The 22,742-nt window shown below is 66.4% G+C and carries 24 protein-coding genes and 1 riboswitch; of the genes, 11 read left to right on the top strand and 13 right to left on the bottom strand.

What is annotated here, in order from left to right; genetic code table 11:
* The first annotated feature begins 67 nt into the window (after positions 1 to 67).
* A complete protein-coding gene (locus tag M9921_04775; GenBank protein ID MCO5296151.1) occupies positions 68 to 247 on the top strand; it encodes a hypothetical protein in 180 nt (59 codons plus the stop codon).
* 6 nt (positions 248 to 253) lie between these two features.
* On the opposite strand, the gene M9921_04770 is transcribed toward M9921_04775, so the two are convergent.
* The 7 genes from M9921_04770 to gatC are packed head-to-tail and all read right to left on the bottom strand — an operon-like array spanning position 254 to position 4,651.
* Positions 254 to 667 carry a hypothetical protein gene (locus M9921_04770; GenBank protein ID MCO5296150.1) on the bottom strand — a complete coding sequence of 138 codons (414 nt, stop codon included), beginning with the start codon at positions 665 to 667 and terminating at the stop codon, positions 254 to 256.
* A 6-nt stretch (positions 668 to 673) separates the two neighbouring features.
* Positions 674 to 925: a hypothetical protein gene (locus M9921_04765; GenBank protein ID MCO5296149.1), complete on the bottom strand. Its 252-nt coding sequence runs from the start codon at positions 923 to 925 to the stop codon at positions 674 to 676.
* Positions 926 to 969: 44 nt separating this feature from the next.
* Complete coding sequence (locus M9921_04760) at positions 970 to 1,260, bottom strand: hypothetical protein (GenBank protein MCO5296148.1); 291 nt, start codon at positions 1,258 to 1,260, stop codon at positions 970 to 972.
* The gene (gene ispE, locus M9921_04755) at positions 1,257 to 2,093 is read right to left on the bottom strand and encodes a 4-(cytidine 5'-diphospho)-2-C-methyl-D-erythritol kinase (protein ID MCO5296147.1); all 837 of its coding nucleotides are present in this window, start codon (positions 2,091 to 2,093) and stop codon (positions 1,257 to 1,259) included. Before ispE ends, M9921_04760 begins: the two co-directional genes overlap by 4 nt.
* The gene (locus M9921_04750; protein ID MCO5296146.1) at positions 2,090 to 2,887 is read right to left on the bottom strand and encodes a hypothetical protein; all 798 of its coding nucleotides are present in this window, start codon (positions 2,885 to 2,887) and stop codon (positions 2,090 to 2,092) included. Before M9921_04750 ends, ispE begins: the two co-directional genes overlap by 4 nt.
* 13 nt (positions 2,888 to 2,900) lie before the next feature.
* Positions 2,901 to 4,358, bottom strand: coding sequence for an Asp-tRNA(Asn)/Glu-tRNA(Gln) amidotransferase subunit GatA (gene gatA / locus M9921_04745; GenBank protein MCO5296145.1), 1,458 nt, complete (start codon positions 4,356 to 4,358; stop codon positions 2,901 to 2,903).
* Between the two features lie 2 nt (positions 4,359 to 4,360).
* On the bottom strand, positions 4,361 to 4,651 hold the full coding sequence (gene gatC / locus M9921_04740; protein ID MCO5296144.1) for an Asp-tRNA(Asn)/Glu-tRNA(Gln) amidotransferase subunit GatC: 291 nt from the start codon (positions 4,649 to 4,651) through the stop codon (positions 4,361 to 4,363).
* A gap of 69 nt (positions 4,652 to 4,720) precedes the next feature.
* Between gatC and M9921_04735 the strand changes: the two genes are divergently transcribed.
* Positions 4,721 to 6,820: a DUF255 domain-containing protein gene (locus M9921_04735; GenBank protein MCO5296143.1), complete on the top strand. Its 2,100-nt coding sequence runs from the start codon at positions 4,721 to 4,723 to the stop codon at positions 6,818 to 6,820.
* A gap of 3 nt (positions 6,821 to 6,823) precedes the next feature.
* On the opposite strand, the gene selD is transcribed toward M9921_04735, so the two are convergent.
* Positions 6,824 to 7,825 (bottom strand): selenide, water dikinase SelD, encoded by a 1,002-nt coding sequence (gene selD / locus M9921_04730; protein ID MCO5296142.1) that lies wholly within the window; start codon positions 7,823 to 7,825, stop codon positions 6,824 to 6,826.
* Between the two features lie 35 nt (positions 7,826 to 7,860).
* On the opposite strand from selD, the gene M9921_04725 reads away from it, so the two are divergent.
* Entirely contained in the window at positions 7,861 to 8,496 is a 636-nt protein-coding gene (locus M9921_04725; protein ID MCO5296141.1) for an O-methyltransferase, read from the top strand.
* 3 nt (positions 8,497 to 8,499) lie between these two features.
* Here the strand turns inward: M9921_04725 and M9921_04720 are convergent, their stop codons facing one another.
* Positions 8,500 to 9,258 (bottom strand): prepilin-type N-terminal cleavage/methylation domain-containing protein, encoded by a 759-nt coding sequence (locus tag M9921_04720; protein MCO5296140.1) that lies wholly within the window; start codon positions 9,256 to 9,258, stop codon positions 8,500 to 8,502.
* A gap of 85 nt (positions 9,259 to 9,343) precedes the next feature.
* A riboswitch (cobalamin riboswitch) is annotated at positions 9,344 to 9,484 on the bottom strand.
* Between the two features lie 27 nt (positions 9,485 to 9,511).
* On the opposite strand from M9921_04720, the gene M9921_04715 reads away from it, so the two are divergent.
* Both M9921_04715 and prfA read left to right on the top strand, forming a co-directional pair.
* Positions 9,512 to 10,381 carry an alpha/beta hydrolase gene (locus M9921_04715; GenBank protein ID MCO5296139.1) on the top strand — a complete coding sequence of 290 codons (870 nt, stop codon included), beginning with the start codon at positions 9,512 to 9,514 and terminating at the stop codon, positions 10,379 to 10,381.
* Between the two features lie 86 nt (positions 10,382 to 10,467).
* Positions 10,468 to 11,535, top strand: coding sequence for a peptide chain release factor 1 (prfA, locus tag M9921_04710; GenBank protein MCO5296138.1), 1,068 nt, complete (start codon positions 10,468 to 10,470; stop codon positions 11,533 to 11,535).
* A 43-nt stretch (positions 11,536 to 11,578) separates the two neighbouring features.
* Here the strand turns inward: prfA and M9921_04705 are convergent, their stop codons facing one another.
* Both M9921_04705 and tmk read right to left on the bottom strand, forming a co-directional pair.
* Positions 11,579 to 12,676: a TlpA family protein disulfide reductase gene (locus M9921_04705; GenBank protein ID MCO5296137.1), complete on the bottom strand. Its 1,098-nt coding sequence runs from the start codon at positions 12,674 to 12,676 to the stop codon at positions 11,579 to 11,581.
* Positions 12,677 to 12,729: 53 nt separating this feature from the next.
* The gene (tmk, locus tag M9921_04700; GenBank protein ID MCO5296136.1) at positions 12,730 to 13,329 is read right to left on the bottom strand and encodes a dTMP kinase; all 600 of its coding nucleotides are present in this window, start codon (positions 13,327 to 13,329) and stop codon (positions 12,730 to 12,732) included.
* 133 nt (positions 13,330 to 13,462) lie between these two features.
* On the opposite strand from tmk, the gene M9921_04695 reads away from it, so the two are divergent.
* Genes M9921_04695 through M9921_04685 form a run of 3 tightly spaced genes read left to right on the top strand, consistent with a single transcriptional unit; the run spans position 13,463 to position 17,066 of the window.
* A complete protein-coding gene (locus M9921_04695) occupies positions 13,463 to 14,908 on the top strand; it encodes an FAD-binding protein (protein MCO5296135.1) in 1,446 nt (481 codons plus the stop codon).
* Positions 14,902 to 15,732 carry an FAD-binding oxidoreductase gene (locus tag M9921_04690; protein MCO5296134.1) on the top strand — a complete coding sequence of 277 codons (831 nt, stop codon included), beginning with the start codon at positions 14,902 to 14,904 and terminating at the stop codon, positions 15,730 to 15,732. The genes M9921_04695 and M9921_04690 overlap by 7 nt, the downstream gene beginning before the upstream one ends.
* A complete protein-coding gene (locus tag M9921_04685) occupies positions 15,729 to 17,066 on the top strand; it encodes a (Fe-S)-binding protein (GenBank protein MCO5296133.1) in 1,338 nt (445 codons plus the stop codon). The genes M9921_04690 and M9921_04685 overlap by 4 nt, the downstream gene beginning before the upstream one ends.
* A gap of 3 nt (positions 17,067 to 17,069) precedes the next feature.
* Here the strand turns inward: M9921_04685 and M9921_04680 are convergent, their stop codons facing one another.
* A complete protein-coding gene (locus M9921_04680; GenBank protein MCO5296132.1) occupies positions 17,070 to 17,414 on the bottom strand; it encodes a DUF2007 domain-containing protein in 345 nt (114 codons plus the stop codon).
* Positions 17,415 to 17,519: 105 nt separating this feature from the next.
* Here M9921_04680 and folE2 point away from each other — a divergent pair, with 105 nt between their 5' ends.
* The 3 genes from folE2 (at position 17,520) to M9921_04665 (ending at position 22,184) form a co-directional block, all read left to right on the top strand.
* Entirely contained in the window at positions 17,520 to 18,314 is a 795-nt protein-coding gene (folE2, locus tag M9921_04675; protein MCO5296131.1) for a GTP cyclohydrolase FolE2, read from the top strand.
* A gap of 111 nt (positions 18,315 to 18,425) precedes the next feature.
* Positions 18,426 to 19,121: a methyltransferase domain-containing protein gene (locus M9921_04670; protein MCO5296130.1), complete on the top strand. Its 696-nt coding sequence runs from the start codon at positions 18,426 to 18,428 to the stop codon at positions 19,119 to 19,121.
* A gap of 111 nt (positions 19,122 to 19,232) precedes the next feature.
* The gene (locus M9921_04665; protein ID MCO5296129.1) at positions 19,233 to 22,184 is read left to right on the top strand and encodes an alanine--tRNA ligase; all 2,952 of its coding nucleotides are present in this window, start codon (positions 19,233 to 19,235) and stop codon (positions 22,182 to 22,184) included.
* Between the two features lie 93 nt (positions 22,185 to 22,277).
* Here M9921_04665 and M9921_04660 read toward each other — a convergent pair whose 3' ends face one another.
* A complete protein-coding gene (locus M9921_04660) occupies positions 22,278 to 22,727 on the bottom strand; it encodes a hypothetical protein (GenBank protein MCO5296128.1) in 450 nt (149 codons plus the stop codon).
* Positions 22,728 to 22,742: the final 15 nt, after the last annotated feature.

Here is a 22,742-nt window from a genome sequence, read left to right as displayed (position 1 = left end):
ATGATATCCGAGACGCCGGCCCGCTTCCCCTCCAGTTCGAGGGAATCGTGCCGAAAAATGGAGTGGAATGGAAGTTTCCAACGTCTCCGCGGCCGACGCGGTCGCGCCCGCGGCCAGTTCCGAGGCGAAGATCGCAAGGCTCCAGATGGCCCTGCTTCGCAAGACGCTGGACGCGCAACAAGAGCAAAGCGCGGAACTCATGCGCATGATGGAAGGGAAAGGGCAGGTCGTGGACCTTCGGGTCTGACTCCCCCTACTTCGCCTTCTTCGCCTTTGGCTTGGCTTCCTCGACCTTCTTCGGCTTCGCGGCAGCCTTGGGCTTGGCTTCCTCGACCTTCTTCGGCTTGGCGGCGGCCTTGGGCTTGGCTACCTTCGCCTCGGTGGGCGCCGCGGCCTTCTTGGGCTTGGGCTCCGCCGGCTCGGGGGCGGCTTCGGGCTCGACCGGTGCGGCTTCGACCGGTTCCGGAGCCTCCGACGCCACCGCGGCTTGAGGCGTCGCTTCGACGGCCTTGGCCGGCGCAAGGGCTTCCTCCGGCGCCGCGAGCGTCACCGAGGCGATGCTCTTGACCTGCCGATTCGGGCACTCCTTGCAGATGAACTCGACGTTGATCGAGGCCATCCAATCCGGGATCTTGTCGATCCCCTTTCCACAACTGCAGTAGACCATAGGGTGTTACTCGCTCTCACCGGTCGTTTCGCGATAATGCTGCACGGTCTGCCAATGACTCAGCAGCCCGTTGACCAGCATCAGCACGGATGCGGTGAAGTAGAAGAGCGCCAAACCGCCTTCGCGTTTTTGGCCCGGGTCGCGGATCGTCTCCTGTCCCGCGATGATTCCGACCAGCGCCACGACGAGGAGAATCCCGGCGATCCAAAAATAGGTGTTCTTGTACCAGACCGGCTTCGGTACGGGGCGCTCGCTCACAAGGGCAGATTGTACCCTGCGCGGCGCGAAGGTGCGGCTGGGAGCTAAGCCGCGCGCGGGCGGGCCTGGCTCAGGCGGATCTCGCGGGGGGTTTGGTGGACACCGAGTTCGTCCAGGCACAGCGCCTGGAGCGCCCGACTCGTGACGTCGTTCTCATCGAACACCGTGACGTGCGCCAGCAGGTTCCCCTGGGAAAACCACACCGACGCGTCCACCACGTCCGGCTGGGTGAGGAGAAACCCTTCCGTCAACTTGGGATCGATGCCCCGCATATCCACGCACACGTCGCGCATATCGTCCATATCGGCTGCTCTGAGCAGATTCCACAGGGTCACGCGGTCTCATCCCGCAACATTGCGAGACTTTCTGCGCGCGTCAACGTGTGGACGGCCCAGGCCCGAACGTCGGGCGCCGAGATCTCGGCACGGATCCGCTCGGCATCTTGTCGCGAGGAGGCCCCCGCGGCGACCGCCGAACCGCTTCCGCAGAGCACGGCCGGGTGCGCCCCCGCCGCCCGCAGCCGATCGGCCAACTCGGCGCTTGCCGCCGGCATGACCCTTTCGAAGTCGTTGGCCCAGCCCCGCTCCGCATCTTCGAACTTAGCCCAACGTCGGTCCACGGAATCGAGCGCCCGATAGGCCTCTGCGGTCGAAACGCCGCCCTCCGGGCGGGCCACCACCAGCCACTGCGCGGGCGCGTCTTCCATCGGGCGGAGACGTTCGCCGTACCCCTCGCCTCGCGCGCGGCCTCCCACGAGGAAGAACGGGACGTCCGCTCCCACGGCATGGGCGATCTCCCAGCGGTCTCGCTCGCCCAGCAAACCGGGATAGAGACACTCCAACGCGCGCAGGAGACCCGCCGCATCGGAGCTGCCCCCGCCCAGCCCGCTCTGCGCGGGGATCTGCTTGTCCAAGGTGATCGAAAGAGGCGGGATCGGGGCGAGCTCCCGGCACAGCCGCAGGGCTTTCGTGATCGTGTTGTCCGCCGGCAGGCCGTCCCAGGAACAGGCCAGCGAGTCTCGCACCCCTTCGGCGACACGCAGTTCGTCGAAGAGGGAGACGGCTTGGAAGACCGTTCGGATCGGGTGGTACCCGCTCGCATCGGGCGGGCCGACGGCGAGGAACGGATTGAACTTCGCGGGACACCGCACGCGCAGGCGAAGGCTCATGGCTCCTGGCGAAGTTCGGGCGGACTCTCGACCTCCGCGGGAGCGCGAGGCGGCTCGACGGCGATCATCTTGGGGAAGTTCGAAAGGTCCAGCTCGTCCAGGGCCTGGTCGATCGCTTGGAGTTGGAGCTTCGCCTCGCTCAGCGCCTGCAGGAACTCGATGCTCGACACTTCGGGGCTGCGCCCGGCAAGGCGGTACCCGATCATCTTCATCCGGAGCGTATCGACGGTCGTCATGAAGACCGCGCTCTGCGCTTCGGTGCGCTGCACGCCGGCCATCACCCCCGAGAAGTGGAAGCGGTACTCGGCGATGTTCTTGTCGGCGATGCGGTACAGCTCCTTGGCTTGGGCGTCGTTCGAAGGCGTCGACCAGACTGGCGGCTGCTGGTAGAGTCCCCGCTCGGTCTTCTGCACCTCGTGCGCGATCATGTCCGCTCGGCGAAGGGCGTGGTAGAGCGCATCCGCGACGGACCGGACGGTGCGGGGAACCTCCTTGAGATCCGCCACCTGCTCTCGGCGCATCGCCTTCATCACGTTCTCCAGCTTCTCCAGCCGCTCTTGGCAACCCATCCAAAACGCCTGGAACCGCTTGTCGAGGAACCGCTTCCGCACGCTGGCTTGGTACGCCGTGCCGGCCCACCAGCCGGCGACGATCACGGGGACGGCGTAGAACCAGGGGACCGAGGAGGCGATCATGACCGCGGCGGTGATCGCCAGCGCCGAGACGAGGAGCCTCCCCGGTTCCAACAACTCCCGCACGAAGAGCCTGCGGTCCTGGCGCCGAACGTCGTCCATCTTCTCTTACAGCTTACGGGACCGGAGCCGGGCGCGTCGCACTCGGCAACACGCGTTCGATGGACCGCGCGGTCTGAAGCACGTGGGCGTCGTCCTCGAGCCGGCCCACGAGTTGGACTCCCACGGGCAAGCCGCCCGCAAATCCCCCGTTCAACGAGATCGCCGGAAAACCACCCAGGCTCGCGGGAATCGTGAAGACGTCCAGCCGCTTCAACGCCAAGGGATCCCGAGCCAACACCCCCAACGGAAAGGCCGGGATCGGACTGGTCGGCGAGAGCACGAAGTCGAACCGCTCGAGGCACGCTTGGAACTCATCCCGCAGCCGCGCCCGGATCTGTTGGGCGCGCACGTAGTACGCGTCGTAGTACCCCGCCGAGAGGGCGTAGGTGCCGATCATGATGCGCGCCTTCACCTCGTGGCCAAAACCTCGGCCCCGGGTCCGTTCCATCATCGCGACATGCCCCCCGCCACCGTCCTCGGCACGGCAACCGTAGCGCACGCCGTCGAAACGGGCGAGGTTGCTGCTCGCCTCGGCAGGCGCGATCAGGTAGTAGGTCGTCACCGCGTAACGCGTCGAGGGCAAACTCACCTCGTCCACCTCGGCCCCTTCGGCCCGAAGGGTCTCCACGACCGATTCGAACACCGCGCCCACGTCGGGATCGACGGCCGCATCTCCCATCTCCTTCGGAACGGCGAACCGCTTGCCGCGCAAGGATCCGGATTCCAAGTCGGCGGATGGAACGGGCCCCATAGGGAGCGAAGTGCTGTCGCGCGGATCGTGTCCCGTCACGGCCTCGGCGAGCAACGCCGCATCTTCGACCGTTCGGGCCAGAGTCCCAATCTGGTCGAGGCTGGAAGCGAAGGCGACGAGGCCGTAGCGAGAACACCGACCGTACGTGGGTTTGAAGCCCACGACGCCGCACAGAGAGGCGGGTTGCCTCACCGATCCGCCCGTGTCCGACCCAAGGGCCAGGGGGGCCAGGCGCGCCGCGACGGCCGCAGCCGAACCTCCCGAGCTTCCGCCGGGCGAGCGCGACCGGCTCCACGGGTTGCGGGTGGGATGGAACGCGCTGTTCTCCGTCGAGGTCCCCATGGCGAACTCGTCGAGATTGGTCTTGCCCAGGATGACGGCGCCCTCCGACTTGAGCCTATCGACGACCGTGGCGTCGTACGGCGGGACGTAGCGCTCCAGCATCCGCGACGCGCAGGTCGTGCGCAGGCCCGCGGTCGAGAGATTGTCCTTCAGCGCCACCGGGATGCCCGTGAGCGGTCCGGCGCTCCCGTCCTCCAGCATCGACTGGGCACGCCTCGCCTGCGCTTCGACCGCTTCTCGATCGACCGTGAGGAAGGCGCCGATCTCTCCGTCGAGCTCGGCGATGCGGTCGAGGCACGCCCTGGCGATTTCTGGAGCGGAGAAGGTCCGGTCGGACAGCCCTCGGCGCAATGCGGTGGCCGTGAGGGACGTCGGCACGTTCAGTCCTCGATGATCGTCGGGACGACGAAGAGGCCCGCCTTCGATTTCGGCGCGCCGCGCAACGCCTCTTCAGGCGTCAGGCAAACCCCGATCCGATCCTCGGACCAGACGTTGGCGAGCGTGACGGAGTGGGTGAGTCCGTCCTCAGACCGCGCATCGAGCTCCTCGATGTCGGCGAAGTGCCCCAGCAGGCTGTTCAGTTCGCCCTGCAGCGCGAGGATCTCGGCCTCGTCGAGTTCGAGCCGAGCCAGCTTCGCCACGTGGCGCACTTCGTCGAGCGTGATCGACATGCGACGATTGTAGCATGGCTTTGGGTTGGCCCCTTCGAGGGGCGCGATGCGCCATCATGGATTGCAGCGATGCGCAAGCCCAGCTTTCAGGTGGTGACCCTCGCCACGGCCCTGCTGGTGCTCCTCGGAGTGGCCGCCCAACTGGTCAAGCCTCTGATTCCCCCTCCCAAGGAGAACAAGCTCGCGGTCGAGGCCAGCGAGTTCCTTCGGCGCGCCGCCGAACAGCGCATCGACTGGCACGCGCTGGACGCGAGCGCGTTCGCCGAAGCTCGGCGGCGGGACCTGCCGATCCTGTTCGTGGTCGGGCTGCCCTGGGGACGCTTCGGGCGCGAGTTCGACTCGGGGATCTTCACCCACCCCGACGTGGAGGCCTACCTCGGGAGGAAGTTCGTGTGCGTTCGGGCCGATGGACTCCTCCATCCCGAGTTGCTCAACGGCTTCTTCCCCCTTTCCCGCGGCGCGCTCCGCCTGCGCGACGAGTTTCAGATCTACATCTTGCAGCCCGACGGGAAGATGGTGGATTTTCTGGTGCGGGCCGACTCTCGGGCTTTCGACGCCTACGCGCTGATCGACGCGCTGATCGCCATCCAAAAGCGCCTCGTCGAGCGCGACCCGGATGACCCCACCAATCCCGCCAACGTTCAAGCCGCCGATGTGGCGTCGCTGCTCCAGGACTCGGCGTCCGCCTTTCCCGACTTCCAGGAGTACGCCCTCTTTCTGGCGGACCGGCCCGACCTTGCACGCGACGGCGGCCCCGCCCTCCGGTTCGACCCGCTGTTGCCCAACGCGTGGATGTTTTTGGCCCGGGTCGGAAGGGCGGATCTCGCCGTGGCGGCGATGCGGCGGTTGCTCCGCTCCTCCATGGTGGACTGGATCGACGGAGGCTTCTTTCACATCGGCGTCGGCGGCTGGAACGTCGTCGAGTTCGACAAGGTCGCCGCGCAAAACGCCGAGATGATGTTTCTCGCCTCTGCCCTCGCCTCTCGATCGCGGGAGTTCGAGTTCGCCGACGTCGCCCGGTCGACGTTCGATGCGCTTGCGAGCGAGTTTGTCGATCTCGGGCTCGTGCGCGCGTGCCGGATCGGGGACGAGGGGCCTCTCGACCGAAGCGAGCGTTCGAGCTTTTCTCCGAGGGATCTGCGCGAGATTTTCCCGGATGCGGCCGACCGAACCTTCGCTCGGGAGTGGTTCAGCCTGCGCGTGGAGGAGAACCCCCAAATGGTCGTGCGCGCACGCGACCCGCAGGCCATGCACACGCCCCAGGCCGTCGCCGCGATGACGCGTCTCCGCCGGTTTGCCGAATCCAAGCCGCGCGCCTTCGCCGGCCAGGCGCTCCTCGACGTCAACGGAACCGTCGCGGCGCGAATGCTCGCCACCGCGCGGCTGCTGGGAGACGTCGATCGAAAAGCCGTGGCGACCACCCTGTACGACCAGCTGGACGCGTTCCGGGCGGCCGACGACGTCACCCACACCTTGGACCGTCGCCTCTCCGCCGAAGCGTATCTCGGCGACTACTTGGCTTTCGCCGATGCATCGCTCGAAGACTATCTCGCAACCGGCCGCGTGCCGTCCCTTTTCCGAGGGCTCTCCGTGCTGAAGCGCGCGGTGTTCCTGTTCGACCTCGGAAGGGGCGCCTACGCGATGACGTACCGCCGTTCGGGGGAGCTTGGGCCGCAGGTCGAGCCGGTTCCCCAGTTGGCCGACTCGGACTGCGAGTCGACTTCGGCCCGGATGATCCGCCTCCTCTGCGACTACGGCTGGCTCTTCCCCGAAGAGGCGGCGGTCGGCGCAAAAGGAGACGCGTTGACCTTTTCGGAACGCGCGCGTCAATCTGCGAGCCACTTTGCGGACTCGGCTCCGCGCCTCGGTCCCCTCGCGGGAGGCTACTACCGTGCCTCCTTGGGCGTCTCCGAGGACACCTACGTTATCACGACCGGTCCCAACGCCCAGTCCCTCGCCGACGAAGTCAACCGGCTCGTGCCAATGCGCTTCGTGGCGCCCGCCTATGCCGGCATCCGAACCGATGTGCAGCGGAAGGGGAACGGCGTGTTTCTGGTCTCCGGGAAGGCGATCCAAGGCCCGATGTCGCCGCGCGAGGCGTCCGCCCAGCTCCGGCGCAGCGCCTTGGCGTCGCCGCCGGTCCCCACGCTGGCGCCCTCCCAGAGGTGATGGCTAGGGCACCAGGTGGATTTCGGGAGGGCCCTGGCGGACGCTTCCGATCCGGCGGCAACCCTCGATCGGAACGGCCGAGAACAGCGCCAGCCCGCCGCTGGTTTGCGGGTCCACCACGACCTGGCGCAGCCAATCGGGCACCTCGGGATCCACGTGGAGGGCCTCGCCGAGAAACTCGGCGTTGCGCCCGGCCCCGCCGGTGGTGAGGTTCGCCTCCACCATCCGCTGCACGCCCGACAACACCGGAAGCGCTCCCGCCTCGATGACCAGCGTCGCTCCCGAGCCTCGCGCGACGTTGAACAGGTGGCCGGCCAAGCCGAAGCCCGTGACGTCGGTGGCGCAGCGCACCCCCGCCTCGAGGCCCTTCTCGCAGGCCTCGCGGTTCAGCTCGCTCATCGTGGCGATCGCTTCGGCCAGCTCCGCGTCCTCGCACTGGTCGAACTTGGCGGCGGTCGCCACAATGCCGGTGCCCAACGGCTTGGAGAGGTAGATCGCATCTCCCGGGCGGGCCGCCGTGTTGGCGAACATCTTCCCCGGGTCCACAAGACCGGTCACACACATGCCGAACTTCGGTTCGGCGTCCTTGACGCTGTGTCCGCCGATCACCACCGCGCCGGCTTCGGCGACCTTGTCCGCGGCTCCCCGCATCACCGCCGCCCAGACTTCCGCGGGCGCCGCGTCGGGGTCGAAGCACGAGATGTTCAGCACGGTGATCGGCCGCCCCCCCATCGCGTACACGTCGCTCATCGAGTTGGCCGCGGCGATCGCGCCGTACGCGTAGGGGTCGTCCACGATGGGCGTGAAGAAGTCCACCGTCTGCACCAGCGCCTGGGTGTCGGACAAACGCCAAACGCCTGCGTCGTCGGACGTTTCGAATCCGACGAGCAGGTCGGGGTGGCTCGAGGGTGGAAGCTGGCGGAGAACCTCCGCCAATTGGGATGGCCCCAGCTTCGTCGCTCAACCCGCGCAATCGACAAGGTGCGTCAAACGCATGGCTGGCAGTGTACTCGCGGGGGTGTTTCTGCCAAAGTTCGGGCATGGACCTCATGCACCCCGAACTGCGCGGCTACCTCGACGGGCTCGTTCCCGAACGCAACGCCCAGATGCGCGAAATGGAGGCCTACGCCCACGAACACTCCTTCCCGATCATCGGACCGGCCGCCGGGTACCTCTGCTACCAGGCCGCGCGCATGATCGGAGCGCGGTCGGTGTTCGAGCTGGGTTCGGGCTACGGCTATTCGACCTCGTGGTTCGCCCGGGCGGTCCAAGAGAACGGTGGGGGAGAAGTGCACCACGTCGTGTGGGACAAGGGCCTTTCCGACATGGCGCGCCATCACCTGGGCGCAATGGGTTTCGACCCGATCATCCGCTACACCGTCGGCGAGGCAGTGCAAGCCCTCCGGGAAAGCGAGGGCCCGTTCGATCTCATCTTCAACGACATCGACAAGAGCGGCTATCCCGCCTCGCTCCCGGTCATCAAGGAGAAGCTGCGTCCCGGAGGGGTGATGATCGTGGACAACCTGCTCTGGCACGGAGCGATCTTCGACGCGAACGACCTCGCCGCGGACACCGAGGCGATCCGCGAGTTCACCCGCGCGGTGACGCGGGACCCCTCGTGGATCGCCACCCTGGTGCCCATCCGGGACGGGGTGCTCGTGGCGATGAAGGTGTAGGACTCAGAGGAGATCGAACCACTCGTCCGTGGTGAAATCCCCATCCAGGTCCAACTCGCCAAGCTGCACCGCGGTGAAATCCTCGCCGTGGTTGCCGTAGCCGAATGCGCCCACGCGCCACTTCGGCGCGACCGCCTTGGCGTGGCCGTCGCACCAGAGCGCGTTGCCGAGGCCGTTGTGCCTGGCGTGAAAGGTCGGGTACTCGCTCGACGGCGGCTCGAGGTAGGTGTTCCCCTCCAGGAACGCCGTCGGCCCCGACCAGTTGTTCAGCCGGGCCCCGTCGCCGAACACGACGGTCTCGGCAGGCTTCCCGACCTGCCCGTAGTTCACGGGAACCGGCGTCTCGATCCAGTTGGGCGGCTCGAACGTGGACGGGCTGAGGTACGCGTAGTTGTAGCCGTAACCCGTCCGCCCCAGGTTGCCGATCAGCCCCTTGTCGAACGACGGGCACGCCTGGATGCCGTCGGACTTGCTGTAGGGAAAGAGCAGCCCCTCCTCGGTGCGGAGGGTCGTTCCGTCCCAACTGCCCCACCAGTACACATCGCGGTCCGGGGCTTCAATGCGCACCCGCATGAGGGTGTCGTCGTAGTCGCCTCCATACATCAGCCACGCCGTGCCGATCTGGCGCGCGTTCGACAGGCAGGAGATCTTCTTGGCGGCCTCTTTGGCGCGCGCGAAGACCGGGAAGAGAATGGCCGCCAGAATCGCGATGATCGCGATCACGACCAGCAGCTCGATCAGTGTGAATGCTCGTTGCTTCATCGATGCCTCCAGGTGAGGTCCTCGACGAGTTCAGTAGGGGAAGGAGGGCTGTGCCCGGCTTCGGCCCACCCATGCTCGTAGGTGACGTCTCGTTGCTTGGGAATGCGGGCATTCGGACTAGGGCGATCGAGTCGCCATCACCGTTGCGGCACAGCGCCGGATTCTCACCGGACTTCCCCCGTGAAGCCCCCATACTCGGCGGGCCACTCCCAGGTGCCGAGAGAATACCCCTGGAATTGCCCTAGAATGGGCTGTGTCGCAATCGAAGACCGGCGCATCTGAGAGCAAGCCGCGCCGGCGGCTCCTTGTCCGCTTGGCCAGGCTTGTCTTGGTGGCCGTCTTGGCCGTCGCCGCCCTCACCCTGCTCCTGGTCAGGATGTTCGAGTCCAAGCTGATCTACTTCCCCACCCCGTACCCCGGCGGCAACGGGGGCTTGCCTTCGGGCGCGCAGGACGTGACCTTCACGACATCGGACGGGGTGCGACTTCACGCGTGGTGGATGCCTGCGAAGGATGCGAGGCTCACGCTCCTCTTCGCGCACGGCAACGGGGGCAATATCACCACGCGGAGGGACGTCGCGATCGGGCTGCGGAAACTCGGGATGAACGTGCTCCTCTTCGACTACCGGGGCTATGGGCGGTCCGAAGGCTCGCCCAGCGAGTCCGGCCTGTACCTTGACGCCGAGGCGGCCCTTGCCTTCCTCAAGGAGAAGGGGATTCCCTCGCAGCGCGTGGTTCTGTTCGGCGAATCGCTCGGCACCGCCGTCGTGGCAGAGATGGCCGTCCGCCACAAGGCGGCCGCGATCATCCTCGAGTCGCCCTTTACCAACATCCCCGACATGGCCCGGCTCATCGTGCCGATTCCGATGGGATGGGCCCTGAGCCACCGTTTCGACACTCTCCGCAAAGCCCCGCGCTTTCAGTCGCCGCTCCTCGTGATCCACGGCACCGACGACGACCTGGTGCCCTACGAGTTCGGGCAACGGGTGTTCCAATCGGCACCACAGCCCAAGCGCTTCTTCGGGGTCGGAGGCGCCCACCACAACGACGTTGTCGAAACCGCCGGGCCGCGCTTCACCAACGAGATCCAAGCATTCCTCGATTCGATCGGCGAACACCCGTGAATCCGGCGATCACGGCGGGCCACTCCCAGCGGCGACAAACGACCAACGATAGCGACAGTCGACCCGCAGGTACCATCACCCTAGGAATGACCGACAAACTGCGCGAGATCGAGAAGAAGTTCGAGGAGATCGAGGCGGCGTACAACGACCCCTCGGTCGTCAACGATATCGCGGAGATGCAGCGTCTTGGAAAGGCCCGCGCGGAACTTGAGCCGATCGTCACCGCCATTCGCGAGTACGACTCCGTCAAGGCGGAGCTGGCGGGGGCGACCGAGATGCTCGACGACCCCGAGATGAAGGAGATGGCCGCGCTTGAGGTCGAAACGCTTCAGGGTCGCATCGACGCGCTGGAAGCCACGCTCAAGAAGATGCTGATCCCCAAGGATCCCAACGACGACAAGTCGGTGATCGTGGAGATCCGCCCAGCCGCGGGCGGCGACGAGGCCGCGCTCTTCGCGGCGGAGCTGTTCCGCATGTACACGCGCTATGCCGAGCGCCGCAAATGGAAGTACGAGGTCCTCGAGCACCAGGAGATGGGCATCGGCGGCCTGAGCAAGGTCGTGTTCACGATCGACCAGCAGGGCGCCTACAGCCAACTCAAGCACGAGAGCGGCGTCCATCGCGTGCAGCGCGTCCCCGCCACCGAGTCGAGCGGCCGCATCCACACCTCGACCGTGACCGTCGCCGTGTTGCCGGAAGTCGAGGAGGTGGACGTGGAGATCAAACAGGACGACTTGGAGATCTCCACTTTCTGCTCCAGCTCGGCGGGCGGCCAGCACATGCAGAAGAACGAGACGGCCATCCGGATCATCCACAAGCCGTCGGGCATCGTGGTGACGTGTCAGGACGAACGCAGCCAAACGCAGAACAAACTCAAAGCGATGGCCGTTCTTCGCGCGAAATTGTATGAGGCTGAGCAGCAAAAGCTACACAATGAGCGTGCCGCAGAACGCAAGGGCCAGGTTGGCACCGGGGACCGCTCCGAGAAGATCCGCACGTACAACTTCCCGCAGAGCCGCATCACGGACCACCGCATCGGCATGTCCGTGCACAACACGATCACGTTCATGGACGGCGACATCCAGGAGATGCTGGACTCGCTGATCGAAGAAGAACAGGCCCGAAAGCTGGCCGCCAGCGAAAGCGCGGCGTGACAGGTCGTTTGTCGTTCGTCGTTGATCGCTTGTCGTGGGGCGGTTAGTTCTTCTCTTCTTCTTTGCCGTCCAGGCCGTCGACGACGTCCTGCTCCCACGCCTTCGCCTTCTCGGGGTCGAACCCGTACCAGTAGCGCACGAGCTTGCCCTGCCCGTCCACGAGCGAGAGCGAGGGCGTGCCTTGCAGGCCGAGGGTCGTCCACACGGTTCCGGTGGGGTCGAACCGAACGTCCGCCGCGCCCGAGAGGCCGCGCACGTCCTGTCGGCGCGTTTCGGCGCTGATTTCGACGACCTTGTAGCCCTGGTCTTCCGCGTGCTTGCGCACCGCCGCCAGACTCTTCGCGGCCCGTTGGCTGGCCGGACAGTGGGTTGAAGTGAAGAGAATGAACGTGCCCTTTCCGCCGTAGGTGAGCTTCGACGACCGGCCGTCCAACCCGGTCAGCACCGGTTGTCCCACGGTGTCGTTCTCGTCGAAGTAACGGGCATCGGCGGGAAGCGCGTAGGGGACGTAGCCGAGCGGAATCTTCGTGAGGTAGCTCTCAAGCGAAAGCGCGTGGTCGACGCGGTAGTTCGAGTACTCGAACGCCATCACTCTCGGACCTTCCATCCCCTCCAGCGACTGGGTCATCTTCAACAGACGCCCTTGCGCATCGACGAACACGTTGGTGTGTCCGATGCCCCGCTGCGTCTGATAGATGGCCTCAAGGTGATCGACTTGGACCCCCTTGAGCGTCTCCTTGCCAATCTGTTTGAACCGGGCGCCGTCGGGGAGCATCTGAGACAGATCTTGGTACACGAAGACGGAGGGAAAGCCCACCCCGGGCGCGGGCGAGACCCGGGACAGCGGAGCGATCAGGCGATCCACTGCGTCGAACTCGTCGTAATGCCGAGTCGACCGCTCGATCTCGACGATGCCTCGTTCCGTCGAGGAGAAACTGTAGTCGGCGCCGGCCCACTTCATCGTGAACAGGACGCGATTGGGCCGTTGGAACTGGAAGGTCCCCTCGCCGTCGGCCACGGAGGCGGTGGAAAGCTTGATGTCGACGGCAAGCGATTGGGCCGCTGCGACGTAGCGGGCGAAGCGATCCAGCGCGGCCGGCGCCTGCTGCTGGGCGGCGAGAAGGAAAAAGCAACTGAGCATAACGACCTGTAACAACTATCGGGTCCCTTTCGGCCGGGCGAGACCATTATCCATCACTTCTTGAGGCGCGCATCGATGGCGAGGACCGCCGCGCGTGCGAGCGACTCCTGGTCCTGAGACGCATCGAGGACGACCCAACGATCGGGATCGCGCTCGGCTTCGGCGAGGAAACCCGCGCGCACCCGGCGGTGGAACGCGAGCGGTTCGGCATCCATTCGGTCCTTGTTCGCGAGCCGCGCCAGACCCACTTCCGGTTCGAGATCGAACAAGAGGGTGATGTCCGGGCGCAGTCCGCCGGTGGCGAGGTCGTTCCACGCGCGCAGGCGTTCCACATCGAAACCGCGCGCATGTCCCTGGTACACCACCGTCGAATCCGCAAACCGGTCGCACAGCACGACCTTGCCTGCGTCCAGCGAGGGCCGGATCACCTCGACGGAGTGCTGGGCGCGGTCGGCCAGAAACAGAAACACCTCGGTCGAGGGCTGAAGCGACGGCCCGTGGAGGAGAATCTCGCGGATCGCGGGCCCGATGGAACCTCCGCCCGGCTCGCGGGTAACCACCACCTCGCACCCCTCGGCCTCCAGGTGCGCGGCCACGGCGCGGATCGCCGTGCTCTTACCCGCCCCCTCCGGCCCTTCGAACGTAGCGAACACGACGCAAGGGTACCTATGGTTTGTGGTTGGTGGTTGGTGGTTGGTGGTTTGTGGTTTGGCCGCCCGATTCCCGATTCCCGATTCCCGATTCCCGTCCCCCGATTCCCGTCCCCGAGAGCTACACTCCCATCAGGTGTCTGCCCCTTCTGCCTTCGACGAAGATCTGCTCGTGCGCGAGATGCGCGCGTTGCTGGGCGAAGAGCGCGTGCTGGCCACCGGCGCCGCGCGGCGCGCCTACGACTGCGACGCGTACACGGTGGACCGCTCCAAGCCCACCGCCGTCGTGCTGCCCGAAAGCACCGAGGAGGTCCAAGCTGTGATCCGCTGGTGCGCGGCGCACGACGTGCCCTTCACGGCGCGCGGCGCGGGCACAGGGCTTAGCGGGGGGACCCTTCCGGCGCTGGGCGGCGTGGTGATTTCCACCAAGCGCATGCGGCGCATTCTCGACATCGATGTGCCGAACCGGTGCCTGAAGGCCCAGGCGGGCGCGGTGAACGCCCACCTCTCGGCGGCCGTGGCGGAGGACCGATTGCACTTCGCGCCCGATCCTTCGAGCCAATCGGTCTCGACCCTCGGCGGCAACATCGGGGAGAACTCCGGAGGGCCGCACACGCTCAAGTACGGAGTCACCGTGCAGCACGTGCTGGCGGTCACCCTCGTGACCCCCGAGGGCGACGTGCTCGAAGTGGGTGGGAGGGTCCCAGGTGCCCCTGGCTACGACCTCGTCGGCGTGGTCGTAGGGGCGGAAGGGACTCTGGGCGTTGTCACCGAGGCATGGGTCCGGCTCACACCCGTTCCGGCCCACGTCGAGACGGCGCTGGCCTCTTTCCCCTCGGTGAGGGCCGCAACGGAGACGGTGGCGCAGATCATCGCGCAGGGCGTCGTGCCCGCCGCGCTCGAGTTCATGGACCACGGGGTGCTGCGCGCGGTGTCCCAGACGTTCGCCCTGAGCTATCCCGAAGGCGCGCAGGCGCTGCTGCTCATCGAGTGCGACGGCGCCCCCGACGATGCGTCGCTCGAGATGGCGGCGGCCGAAGCGATCTGCCGCGAAAACGGGGCGTTGGACGTGGCGATCGCCCAGAACGAGCAGGAGCGCCAGCGCCTCTGGATCGCGCGGAAGAAGGGGATCGGCGCGATGGGTCGGCTCGCCCCGAGCATCGTCACTCACGACGGGGTCATCCCGCGCTCCAAGCTTCCGGAGATGCTCGAGGCCGTCTACGAAACCGCTTCGCGCTACGGCGTCGGGGTCGCGAACATCTTCCACGCGGGCGACGGCAACATCCACCCGTGCTTCTATTTCGATGATCGCGATCCCAAACAGGTCGAAGCCGTGGTGGCCGCGGGCGAAGAGCTGATGAAGCGGTGCATCGCCCTGGGAGGGTCGGTGAGCGGCGAGCACGGCATCGGCGTGGAGAAGCTCGACCTCATGGCGCTGATGTTCAGCGAGGAGGACCTGCGGCTTCAGGCCGACGTGAAGGCCATCTTCACCGACGGCCGGCTGTGCAACCCGTGCAAGGTGTTGCCGAACCAGAAGGGCTGCATCGAGCACCGCAAGCGATGGCGGGGGGTGGGATGGTAAGTCCGGACACCCTCGAACTCCTCGCGGAAGTCGTCCGAAGCGGCGGACCCTGGCGGATCCACGGACGGGGCACCAAGGCGGCCCTGTGTCTGGACAACGACGCTTCGCCAATCTCCACGTTGGCGCTTCGGGGTCTCGTCGAGTGGTCGCCGAACGACCAGGTCGTCGTCGTCCGTCCGGGCACCCCGATCGAGGACCTTCAGGACGAGCTGCGCACCCAGGGCCAGTGCCTGCCCATGCCCGCCGGGGACGAGGTCGGCCCCCTTCCCGCGGGGTTGCCGGGAACGGTCGGGGGCCTGGTGGCGATGAATCTGCCGCACGCGCTCCAGGGTCCGTGCGGCGGGGTCCGGGATTGGGTGCTCGGGCTGACCGTCGTGCGGCCCGACGGGACGATCGCCAAGTGCGGGTCCCACGTCGTAAAGAACGTGGCGGGCTACGACGTGCAGAAGCTCATGATCGGCGCGCGGGGGACGCTCGGTGTGATCGCCGAGGTCGTGCTGCGCACATTCCCCCTGCGGGCGCTCCCGGCGCCGGCGCTGACGGGCGAGGGGGCGATCGCCTTGGAGCACGCGTGGATCCAACGGACGTTGCGTGCGGACTTCGCCGGCCTGTGCCATGCGGCGCGGGACGTCCCGCACCGCGCCGACGAGGCCAGTAGCACGCTGTGGGCGGGATCGGCGCTGCCCAGGTTCGCGGAGGATTGGGTGCTTGCTCCGGGCAGGGAGCCCCTTCCCGAAGGACCGATGCGCGAGTGGATGCGCCGCGCCAAGTCGATCTTCGATCCGGATGCGCGCCTGAACCCCGGCGCGATGGGGGCGTGGTGAGCGAGCTTTCGGAACTGACCACCCACTGCATCCGCTGCGGGTTCTGTCTGGAGGCGTGTCCCACATTCGTGCTCACGGGGCGCGAAACGGAGTCCCCCCGGGGCCGCATCTACCTCGCGCGGAGCGCCGACGAGGGGGCGCTGCCTTGGGACGACGGGGTCCGGAAGCACCTCGACACGTGCCTGGGATGCCGGGCTTGCGAAACCGCGTGCCCGAGCGGCGTCCAGTACGGCCAGATCCTCGAACTCGCGCGTCATCGGCTGGAGACCTCGCACCCGCGCCGCGTGCAGGCGGCCCTGGTCGATACGGTCGCCAACCCGACCCTGCTGCGCGTGCAGCTGCTGCTCGGCCGCGTGTTCGGCGGACGGCGCATGCCGCATTGGGTGAGTCGCCTGCTTTCGGGCGAGGCCCCCGAGGCGGACCTGCCACAAGCGCAGCCGACCGGCGACTGGCCGAAACTGGAAGCCGCGGGGCTTCCCCCGGTGAAGGGGCGGGTGTACCTGCTGGAAGGGTGCGCCATGCGCGTGCTCTATCCCCGGGTGCACGAGGCCACGCGCCGGCTCCTGCGCCGCGTCGGGTACGAGGTCGAGCCGGCCCCCAAGGCCGGTTGCTGCGGCGCCCTGCACGTGCACGGGGGCTTCTTGGGCAGGGCCCTCGACATGGCGACGCTCCTCATGCAGAACATGCCGAAGGAGTTGCCGGTCATCGTGAACGCGGCGGGGTGCGGGAGCTTCTTGAAAGAGCTGGGAACCGTGGCGGGACACGCGGTGGGCGGCCACCTCGAGCCGGATTTGACGAAACCGGTGGAGGGGCCATTCCGGCAGTATCTGAAGCGCGCGGAGCAGACCGGCGATCCTGGATTCGACGGCTTTGGGAGGCGGACGTTCGACGCGACCGAGTTCCTGCTGCGAGAAGGCCTGGCCCAGGTCTTGCGCGGTGCCCAGCCGAGGTGGAGTTCGGCGGACTCGAATCGCGACGGGCTTCGCGTGACGTACCACGACGCGTGCCACCTCGCCCACGGGCAGGGCGTGCGCCATCCGCCCCGAGCGCTGCTCGAAGCGATCCCCGGCGTTTCGCTCGAGGAGTTGGGCGAATCCGATCGCTGCTGCGGCAGCGCGGGAGTCTACAACGTGACCCAGCCGGCGCTGGCGCGCGAGCTGCTCGAGCGCAAGATGGAGTTCATCGAGGCGACAGGCGCGTCCATCGTCGTGAGCGGCAATCCCGGCTGCCACGCGTGGATTGCCCAGGGAGCCCGCGAAAGGGGGCGGAAGGTGCGGGTAATGCATACCTTGGAGTTGCTGGAAGCCGCGTTCTCAGGCATGCCCGACGAGTGACCCTTACTCCTCTTTCTCCCAATCCTTGGTGAACCTCGGGTCGAGGTCCTTGAGCGCCTCCATGCCGGCGGCGAGGTCGTCCTCGTTCACCATCACCTCGATGGGCGAGAGCTGCAGATACATCCGGTCCACGACGTCGTTCCTAAGGTAGTACTCGATGTCGCGCGACTCGAGGAACGCGCTCACAATCGCCGCGTCGCCCGGGTTGTAGGTGACCACGAGCGGCACGAGTTTCTTGGGCCGCGGCTCTTCGGGAAGTGGCTCAAGTGCGTCGACGAGCGGTACGTCGCACTCCGGACAGGTGATTACGCCGGGAACGAACTCGGACCTGCACTGTGGGCAATACACGACGCCTCCAAGCGCACCCAACCCTTGGTGCACGCTTCGATGGTACACGACTCGCAAACCACAAACCACAAACCACAAACCACGAATGCCACAATCGGGTTCGCGATGAGCAACGAACCCAAACAGCCACTGGCAGACATCCAGTCCAGCCCCGATGTGCGCAACATCCCCATCGACCGCGTCGGCGTCCGCAACGTGGAGTACCCGATGGCGCTGCTCGATCGGGCGCGGGGCCTGCAGCACACCATCGGCGTGTTCAGCCTCACCGTGGACCTTCCCCACCAGTTCAAAGGCACGCACATGAGCCGGTTCCTCGAGGTGCTCAGCGACCATCGCGAAGAGGTGGGCGTCGAGAGCATCGGGACGATTCTCGCCACCCTGCGGGAGCGGCTGAACGCCGACACGGCGCACTTGGACGTGCGCTTCAAATACTTCCGCAAGAAAGCCGCGCCGGTGACCGGGAAAGAGGCGATGATGGGCTACGAGTGCGCTTTCTACGCCACGGGAGGCGCCGTCGAGGATTTTGTGATCGAAGTCCAGGTGCCGGTCACGACCCTGTGCCCTTGCTCGAAAGAGATCAGCGCCAGAGGCGCGCACAACCAACGGGGCCTGGTCACGGCACGGGTGCGTTTCGAGGGCGAGTTGTGGCTTGAGGAACTGATCGACGCGATCGAAGCATGCGCCTCGTGCGACCTCTACCCCGTGCTCAAGCGCCCCGACGAGAAGTGGGTGACCGAGAAGGCATACGACACGCCAAGGTTTGTGGAGGACATGGTGCGCGAGGTGGCGCTCTCGTTCGAGCAGGAGCAGCGGATCACCTGGTTCGAGATCGAGGTGGAGAACTTCGAGTCGATCCACGCGCACAACGCCTACGCGAAGTTGGAGCGTAACAAGCGTTAGGGTTTCACGCAAGGGACGCCAAGGACGCAAAGACGCAAGGACCCCAAGGCCCAAGGCCCAAGGCCTAAGGCCCAAGCCCCAAGGACGAAGGACGAAGGACCAAGAACCACAATGTTCTCCAAGACCGCCCAACACTACGACCGTATCTACGCATTCAAGGATTACGCGGCGGAGTCTGCGCGTGTGCTCGAGTTGCTGGCCGCGCATGGGGTGACCGGGGGCTCGCTGCTCGACGTGGCGTGCGGTACGGGCCTTCACCTGCAGCATCTCGCCGAGCGGTTCAAGGTCGAGGGCGTGGACCTCGACCCCGGGCTTCTCAAGGTGGCGCGCCGGCGCCTGCCGGGCGTGCCGCTCCACGAGGGCGACATGTCGGCGTTCGACCTCGGGAGGACCTTCGATGCCGTGACGTGCCTGTTCAGCGCGGTGGGCTACCTTCCCTCCGCCGAGTCCTTGAACGCCGCGCTGGAGTGCTTCGCACGCCACACCCGGCCCGGCGGGGTGGTGATGGTCGAGCCCTGGCTCTTTCCGGGCGACTACCGCGAGGGCCACGTCCACGCGCTTCTGGTGGACGAGCCGGAGCTGAAGATCTGCCGCATGAGCAGCAGCGTGCGCGACGGACGGCGCGTGCGGTTCGAGTTCCACTACCTCGTCGGAGAGCCAACGGGCGTAGAGCACCTGGTGGAGACGCACGACACGACCCTCCATTCCCACGAGGAGTACATCGCGGCGTTCGAGGGAGCGGGTCTGAAGGTCTCCTTCGACGAACAGGGCCTCATGGGCCGAGGTCTCTACATCGGCGTCAAGTAGGCGGCCCCAAAAAACCATCGAAGATCCGCCGTAGTGGAACGAAGGCGGAACCACAAACCACGAACCACAAACCACGAACCACGAACCACGCCCGGTATCCTTCCCCTTCGAATGACCGCACGCGAACTGCGCCAGAAATACCTCGCCTTCTTCGAAACGAAGGGCCATCAACGGTACCCCTCGGGTTCGCTGGTGCCCTACGACGTGACCGGCAAGCTCGACGAATCGCTGCTGTTCAACGGCGCCGGGATGGTGCAGTTCAAGCCGTTCTTCCGAGGGGCCGCGACGCCCCCTCACCCGAGGCTCACGAACTCGCAGAAGTGCGTCCGCACCGGAGACATCGAGAGCGTGGGGGACCTCACCCACCTCACGTTCTTCGAGATGCTGGGCAACTTCTCGTTCGGCGACTACTTCAAGAAGGACGCCATCGCTTATTCGTGGGAGTTCATGACCTCGAAGGAGTGGCTCGGGCTGGACCCCGCGCGACTCTCGTTCACGGTGTTCGAGGACGACGACGAGGCGTTCGCGCTCTGGTCGGAGCACGTGAGGGCGGCAGGTTTTGAACCCGAGCACCGCATCTTCCGACTCGGCGAGGAGACGAACTACTGGCCTGCGGGCGCGTTCTCGAACGGTCCTCCTGGTCCCTGCGGCCCGAACTCCGAGATGTTCTACTGGACCGCGAAGGAGCCACCTCCCAGCGGGCCTTACACCCGCGAGGATTACCTGCGCGACGAGGCCGCCGGCAAGTGGCTCGAGATCTGGAACGACGTGTTCATCCAGTTCGAATGGAAGGGCACGCTGCGCGATCCCGAGCGCCCGGCGAGCGGCTACGAAAAGGCCGGACTGGACCCGTTGCCGTTCCAGAGCGTCGACACCGGAATGGGCCTCGAGCGCACGGCGACGGTCCTGGGCGGGTTCCAGAGCGTGTACGACACGGACCTGTTCCAACCCGTGTTCGCGGCGCTCGAGCGGGCGACCGGCTACGCGTACGGCGCGGATGAAGGGCGTGATCGGGCGGCAAGGATCATCGCCGACCACATCCGCACCGCGGTGTTCTGCATCGCCGACGGGATTCTCCCCGGCAACACGGGCCGGGGCTACGTGCTGCGCCGCCTCATCCGCCGCGCGGTGCTGAAGGGCCAGCGCGCGCTGGGCGCCGAGAAGCCCTTCTTCCACCTCGTGTACGAGGGGGTCGTCGAGGCGCTGGGAGACCACTACCACGAGCTGGGCGATCTGCGGGACGTGATCGTGGAGACGCTGCAGAACGAGGAGGCGCAGTTCCGGCGCACGTTGGTGGCGGGCTACGATTCTCTCCTCAAAGAGCTTGCGAGCATCGCAAGAGACTTGATCTTCAGGACGGGGATCAGTGCGTTTCTCAATCTAGATAGCTCTGGCGAAGGCGAAATCGATGAGATGCTCCTCCATAAGGAGACCCGTTGGCTCAATCAGATCACCAATCATCAGGAGTTCCTGCAAGTCATCTCTGGCTGCTGGGATGAGATCGAACACGCTCAATCCGAACTGCCCAAACTAGAAGGTGAAAGAGCCTTCAAACTCTACGACACCTACGGATTCCCCCTCGAAGTCACGGTCGAACTCGCCGCGGAAGCGGGGATCGAGGTGGACGTCGAAGGCTACGAGATGGCCCTCAAGGAAGCGCAGGAGCGCTCGCGCGGGGCGAGCGAGATGGACACGGTCTACGGCAGCCACAGCGGCACCCTGGTCCTTTCGGTCGCCTCCGACGCGCTGCCCGTGTCCCGCTTCGTCGGCTACCGCTTCACGGACCACACCACGCGCCTCGTCCAGATCAGCCCGATCTTCGACGAGGAGAACCGGGCCACGGGTCGGTTCCAAGTCTCGCTCGCCGAAACCCCGTTCTACGCGGAGTCGGGGGGACAAGTGGGCGACACGGGGCGGATCGACGGCCCGGGCTTCGCCTTCCACGTCGACAACACGTGGAAGGCCGGCGGCCTGATATGGAACGACGCCGAGCTCGCCGACTTCGAAGGTCCCAGCGTGGTCGGCATGGACCCGCCCACGATCCGCCAACTGCTCGACACGGGTGTGTTTTTCAAGGACGTGCGGGCTACCGTCGACCTTGCCCGAAGGCGGAACATCTGCCGCAACCACACGGCGACCCACCTCCTTCACGCGGCGCTGCGCGCTGCACTAGGCAAACACGTGACGCAAGCTGGCTCGCTCGTCGCACCCGACCACCTGCGCTTCGATTTCACCCACGGCAAGGCGATGGCCCCCGATGAGGTGGCCCGCGTCGAGGAGATGGTCAACGCGGCGATCCTGGCCGCGACGCCGGTCGCCGTGCACGAAGATCTGCCCCTGGACGAGGCCAGAAAGGCCGGCGCGATGGCGCTGTTCGGCGAGAAGTACGGCGACCGCGTGCGGATGGTGCAGGTCGGGCAGTTCAGCCTCGAGCTGTGCGGCGGGTGCCACGTCAACCAGACCAGCGAGATCGGGCTCTTCAAGATCCTCAACGAGTCGTCCGCCGCGAGCGGCGTCCGGCGCATCGAGGCGCTTACCGGCGAAGGGTCCGTCGAGTGGGTTCGCGGCCAGGTCGAGACGCTGCGCGAAGCGGCGGCTTTGCTGAGAACGACCCCCGGCGAACTCCCAACGGCGATCGAGAAGACCCTGGAGACGCTGCGCGAGGAGCGCAAGCGGCTCGAGCGCATGCGCACGCAGGCCGTGGACTCCGGCGCCGATGCCGACATCTCGGCCGTAGGCGAGCTGGAACTGGCGGTACAAGGTCTGCGCGACGGGGACATGAAGGAGGCGACGCTGATCGCCGACCGCCTCGCCGAGGGCAAGCCGGCGCGCGTGGTGCTCGTCGGCCTCGCGGCGGAGGGCAAGCTCACCTTCGTGTGCAAGGTCGGCCCGGACGCGCAGGCGAAAGGCGCGCACGCCGGCAACCTCGTGCGCGAAATCGCGAAGCTCGCCGGCGGGGGCGGAGGCGGACGCCCCGACTTCGCCACCGCAGGCGGCAAGGACCCCGCGATGTTCGACGCCGCCCTGGCGGCGGCGAAGGGGTTGCTCGAAGCGCAACTCTAGTGTGGGAGTGCGCGCGCTTGCGCGTCGCAGTACCCCGAGCCGCTCGCGGCGATTTCCAAGGCACCGGGCAAGCCCGGTGGACGGGCGTGAGTTCTACGACCCATCGTGCGGTTTGAGCGTGTCCTGCCCCAGGAATCCGATGATCATCCCCATCATGCCGAGCATGATCAGAAGGACGGGCAAGGCAATCAGCACGATGTTTCCAACCATGAGTCCGAAAATCGATCCCGAGATGCCGAGAACCGTCAGTGCGCCCCCGAGAGCGATCTGGTTGCGCACACCCTGCACCGTGGGTCGACCGTGCTGGTAGTCGCTTTCCACCTGAGCCGGTTCGCGAACGGTCGTCGGAACTTCGATGGCGTATTCCTCCCAGCCTCGATGCGCGAGCGCTTCGGGATCCTCCCGTCCGATCTCCTTCAGTCTTCGGGCGAGCGTCTCCAACGCTTGCTCCTTTGAGGGTTCGACGACGGAGCATCCCGGCAACCACGGAACCATGGCCTCATAGGTCGTTTCCTGCTTGCGAGTCCACACGTGAAATCTCATTTAGGTTGCCCTCCA

The organism is Fimbriimonadaceae bacterium, from assembly GCA_023957775.1.
Taxonomy (GTDB): Bacteria; Armatimonadota; Fimbriimonadia; order Fimbriimonadales; family Fimbriimonadaceae; genus JAMLGR01.
Note: the sequence above shows the minus strand (reverse complement) of the source record. Positions and strands in the feature narration are given on the sequence as shown.